At 59.8% G+C, this 4,915-nt stretch carries 4 protein-coding genes, 1 tRNA gene and 1 pseudogene; 1 reads left to right on the top strand and 5 read right to left on the bottom strand.

Translation table 11 applies throughout. The features are described 5' to 3' along the window. Window positions 1–309 precede the first annotated feature (309 nt). The 5 genes from AC1XOS_RS19650 to AC1XOS_RS19630 all read right to left on the bottom strand — a co-directional run bounded on the left by AC1XOS_RS19650 (window position 310) and on the right by AC1XOS_RS19630 (window position 4,071). Window positions 310–385 (bottom strand) — tRNA-Met (locus tag AC1XOS_RS19650). A 64-nt stretch (window positions 386–449) separates the two neighbouring features. Continuing rightward, a complete protein-coding gene (locus AC1XOS_RS19645) occupies window positions 450–1,502 on the bottom strand; it encodes a hypothetical protein (protein ID WP_481963911.1) in 1,053 nt (350 codons plus the stop codon). Then, window positions 1,499–2,434 (bottom strand): TolB family protein, encoded by a 936-nt coding sequence (locus tag AC1XOS_RS19640; RefSeq protein WP_481963910.1) that lies wholly within the window; start codon window positions 2,432–2,434, stop codon window positions 1,499–1,501. The genes AC1XOS_RS19645 and AC1XOS_RS19640 overlap by 4 nt, the downstream gene beginning before the upstream one ends. A 46-nt stretch (window positions 2,435–2,480) precedes the next feature. Beyond that, a complete protein-coding gene (locus tag AC1XOS_RS19635) occupies window positions 2,481–3,281 on the bottom strand; it encodes a tetratricopeptide repeat protein (protein WP_481963909.1) in 801 nt (266 codons plus the stop codon). A gap of 28 nt (window positions 3,282–3,309) precedes the next feature. Next, window positions 3,310–4,071, bottom strand: a complete 762-nt coding sequence (locus AC1XOS_RS19630) for a tetratricopeptide repeat protein (protein ID WP_481963908.1) — start codon at window positions 4,069–4,071, stop codon at window positions 3,310–3,312. A 104-nt stretch (window positions 4,072–4,175) separates the two neighbouring features. Between AC1XOS_RS19630 and AC1XOS_RS19625 the strand changes: the two are divergent. After that, window positions 4,176–4,915, top strand: a pseudogene (locus AC1XOS_RS19625) (hypothetical protein); the annotation flags it as partial.

The following is a 4,915-nucleotide window of genomic DNA, read 5'->3' as shown; positions in this document are numbered from 1 at the left end:
AAGGGAGCCATGCTCACAAGCCTGGTCGGGCGTATCACGGAGCTGGAGGCGCACATAGAAACGATAGAGGGCCAGCTCACCCAGCTTCAGGCGCAGCTCTCGGAGGCACACGGCCAGCGCCCGGATATCTCGACGCTCTGTGCGCTCTGGGGTGACTTCACGGGTTGCTGGAAGTATCTGACAGAAGAGGAGAAAGGCGAGGTAGTCTCACTTCTCGTGGAAAGGGTGGAGATGACGACAAAAGAAAAAGGGACTCTGCATGTTTTCATGCAGAGTCCCCATCTAGCATTGTGGGAAAAGATGCCCACATGGGTGCGGGGGAAGGACTTGAACCTCCGACCTTTGGGTTATGAGCCCAACGAGCTACCAACTGCTCCACCCCGCGTCGTTATGCAAGAGGGAGTATATCCCCCTTACGAGAGACTGTCAAGGATGGTTTGGAGATATTATTACCACCAGACCGGGCGATGATCGCTGAGGGTTCCGGGGGTGAGCTGCTGGAGGCCACTGGAAGCAAAATCTAGGAGAGCGAGGGCGTAGCCGCCAGATGCGAGCCGGACACTGAGCGCGAGTTTACTACCATCGGGGCGGAAGGTTGGGTTTCGGTAGATGCCGGGCTCGGAAGTCAGGCGCTGGGGGGCTTCTTTGGCATCTAGGTCTATTTTCCAGAGGTGTTGTTTGCCCGGTGCTTCTTCAAAACTGGCCACAATGAAGCGGCCATCGGGAGAGAAGGTGGGGTCGCTGGGGACTCCGGGGGGGCAACCTTCCAGAGCGATGGCATTGCCGCCACGGCTGGGAATGCGCCAGAGAGCGGGCTGACCGCCACGTTCGGAGACGAAGACGATCCATTTCCCACCCGGTGACCATGCCGGCTGGGTATCGCGGCCCGGGTGGTTGGTGAGGCGGCGTGGTGTTCCCCCGCTGGCACTGATGGTGTAGAGCTCTTCGTTACCGTCGCGGCTGGAGACAAAGACAAGGTCGTTGTCATCGGGAGACCAAGATGGCATGTCGGCACTTCCCCATTTTGGGTTGGTCAGGCGGTGGCCACGTCTGAGGTCGTCACTGATCGTAAACAAGGCGAGCTGACCGTCACGGGGAGCAACATAGGCGAGGCGGCCACGACGCGGCGCACGAGCGGGGCTGGTCGCGCCAATTTCGATATTGCGTCGTAGTACTTCGGCACTCTGGGCGTTCTCGCTCATGGTGCAAAGGCCAACCCCCTCGCGGAGGAAGGTCAGGCGCGGTAGGCGTGTAGAGTTATTGCCACGTCCTGGCCGTGAGGGGAAAGGACCTGGCCATGAGGGAAAGGGATCTGAGAGGATGATAATATCGTCATCACGGCGGTCTCTGCGATCATCGCGGCTACGGGAATCGGACTTTTGCTTGGTCTCTTCACGGGAGCGGCCTGACTCCTGTTTTTTTTCTTCACGCTCACGAGACTGGGTAAAACCTGGGGTAGCGAGAAGCGAGAGGGCAAGAGCACTCAGAAGCAAACCTTTCATCGGTTTGCCTTTCGGTCACGTGCGGTGCTGGAAACAACGGCGCGGGAGTGAGGCCCCGTGTCGTCTTCCGGAATATCGGTGATACGTACCACGCTGGTGCCGTCACTGGCGTTCATGGAGTAGATCTCGAAGTTACCGGTGCGGTTGGAGTCGAAATACAGCGAGGCTCCATCGCTGCCATAGCTGGGTGCGTCGTCGTCGGTGGTGGTGCTGGTGGTTAAGCGTCGAACTTCCGTGCCATCGTTGGCGTTCATCGTGTAGATATTGAATTTACCATTGCGATCCGTGGCAAAGGCGATCTGTGAGCCACTGGGCGACCAGGACGGTGAGTCGTCTGAGGCGGCGTTATTGGTCAGGCGCTTCTGGTTGTTACCGTCGGCATCCATCGAGTAAACCTCAAAGTTCCCATCCCGGTTGCTGGAGAAGGCAAGCTTGGTACCATCGGGCGACCAGACGGGGCTCTCGTCCCGCGAGTTATTACTGGTGAGGCGGCGGACATTGGTGCCGTCTGTGTTCATCAGGTAGATCTCATCATTGCCATCGCGATCCGAGACAAAGGCAAGCTGAGAGCCATCGGGCGAAAAGGCGGGGTCGGCATCTAGCTTGTTGTTGCGAGTGAGCTGCGTCACCGTTCGCCCTCGAATGTCCATGGTGAAGAGATCGTAGTCGCCGCCGTCGCGATCCGACGTGAAGACAATCAGGCTACGGTCTTGTTTGAGCTTGGGCTGGAAGTCGCGGGCCGTGTTACTGGTTAGGCGAGTGGGGTTTATGCCCCGGTTGTCCATGAGATAGATCTCGGAGTTGCCATCGCGGCGGGACGTGAAGACAACCCGCTGTGGGAAGCGCAGGTCAAAACCATTCGTCCCACTACAGCCCACCAGTGACAAGGCAGCGCTTAAAGCTAGCCCAAAAGATGCGATCTTACGTTTCATATTTTTCTTAAAGACGATCCCATGCGCCGTTTTGTGACAGTCGGGCTTACTGAAACCCACCCGCCAGTCCAATCAAGAGTCCCAACAGAAAAAACATTACCAATAAGAAGGTCCCCACCATCCCCAGAATACGGCCCGTGTTGGCATTGGCACGCTGCTGAGGATCTACCTGAGGATCGTGCTTGAGCAGCTCCATCGCGCGGTTGCCGTGGTACCAGGCAAACGGCGAGAGAATCGGAAAAAGGGCGACCCCTAGAATGCCCAAAACCATGACATTGGTGCCATTGACCCGAGGCGCTTGTCCATAGGCTCGCTGCCCGACGGGCTCTTGCGTGCGCTGTGCCTGACCGTAGCCGTAGACCGGTGGAGCCGCACCATAGGCTCCCGAGCCCAGTGTCGGGGGCGGGGCATAGCTCTGACCCGTCGCAGAGTAGCTCGGGGGAGGCGGCGGAGGTACCCGCATTGAGGGTGCAACGGGCGGAGGAGGCGGAGGGGCTGTGGGGAGTGCGTCCAGCTCACGGAGGCGAAGAGTGGCTTGCTCATAGTGGGGATCTAGCTGTAGAGCATGCGTGAGGTGCTGGCGTGCCCCTCTCCGATCTCCTGCGGCCTGAAGCGCCAGAGCGAGGTTGTAGTGGTTCTTAGGCTGGCTCCCATCTAGCTCGACCGTGCGCTGAAACGCGGCGACGGCTCCCGCGGTGTCCTCCAGAGCCGAGAGCGCTCCGCCCAGCAGTCGCCAGGCTCCTACATCACTTGCATCCTGCGCCACGGCATCGGCGAGGGCACCCGCAGCTTCTGCAAAGCGCCCCTCCTTCAGCCTTAAGATCCCCTGCTCGCGCGCGGTAGACATGTCCTTACGCTCTCCTTCGGTCCTGAAATTATTCCGTCGTCATGGCAATTTTATAGGCCTGCGAGATCCCCACAAAAATAGCAAAAATGTTAAGTAGCAGGCTCAGATAGTTGCCACTGGTGTACGCTACAACGCTAAACAGGAGGCAGAGTGGGACAAAAAACAGCCCTGCGACCCATCCTGCGATTCGCGCTGCGGTCTGTCCCCCGCGCCCACAAGCCTTTGCGGTGAGCAGTCCCACGATCCAACCCGCCCCCAGTGCGATTAGAGGGCCACCGACGGGCAGGAGTGTCCACACATAACACGTCACCGCTGCCACCACCACAGCCACAAAAATCCCTAAGAGCTTGCGCGCCATCGGCACCGGTGCCCCCAAGCGATCCAAATGGACAAGCTGGGCCTGTGCCTGACGGGCATCGTACTGTGGTGCGGCGGTGAGGGCGATAAGCTGCCTGAGAAGCTCTTTGGTGGGGGCGTGCTCAGGGTCTTGCTCCAGCGCTCGCTCGAGATACAGACGAGCTTCGTCGTTGCGCCCCAGCCCCTCTTTGAGGGCAACCGCTAGGTTATAGCGGTTGCGCACTGAAGGGTCGAGGGACTCGGCCTTGCGAAACGCGGCGACCGCTGAGGGCCACTCCCGCGTCTGGCTACGGGCAGCTCCGAGAAACTGCCACGCTTCCGCATCGTCGGGGTCGGTCTCCACGAGCTTCTGAAAGGCCGTCGCGGCCTCGGTGAACTGCCGGGCGCGCAGAAACGCCTTGCCTTCGTCGTACTCCGGGTTGGTTGAGTCCATAAGTTATGCGGTATTTTACCGTCCTATCGGCGAGGATGCCCCTAGAGTCTATGTATTGAATTTTGAGAAATAAGTTTTTGCGTGCGCGGTATAATCTCTTGCTCATGAATTTCTCCGCTCTGCTCTCGCTGGCGGATGGCTGGAAGACCCTGGCACAGGCGGAAGACGCGCTGGGCCAGGGTCTCTGTGCTGTCCAGCTTGAAGGAATGCCCGTGGCTGCACGTGGCTGGCTTCTGGCACGACTTCAGGGGGATCTGAAAAAACCGCTGGTGATTGTCACCTACACCGACGAAACCGCGCAGCGCCTCACCGACGATATCCGGCTGTTCTTGCCCGAAGCGCAGACTGTCGAGCGCCTACCGTCGTCGCTCAACTTACTACTCGACGATGCGGACTCGGAGCGGGATGTGCGCGGCTCGGGCAAGCGTGTTCGGCTTCTTGGGGATCTGGCGCAGGGAGTCCTCCCCGATGTTCTGGTCACCACCACAGCGGCCCTGCTCCAGCTTGCTCCCCCGCCCAGTGTGCTGAAGAGTCGGCGACTAAACCTTGCGGTGGGCCAGACACTCTCACTGGATCAGACAGCGGCGCGGCTCAATGCCTTTGGCTACCGGCGTGTGGACCTGGTGCAGCTTCCCGGCACCTTTGCACGGCGCGGCGACTTGCTGGATGTCTGGCCCGCCGATGCGGAAGGCCCGGTTCGCATTGATCTCTTTGGCGACGAAATCGAGAGCCTGCGCCCCTTTGATCCTGAGAGCCAGCGCAGTGAAGGAACATGGGAGAGTGCGGTGATCGTCGCCGCGCACGAGATGGACTTCACCCGCGAGCGCATGGCGACAGCGCAAGA

This window comes from Armatimonas sp., assembly GCF_964826245.1.
This window is presented reverse-complemented; position numbering and strand designations above follow the sequence as displayed.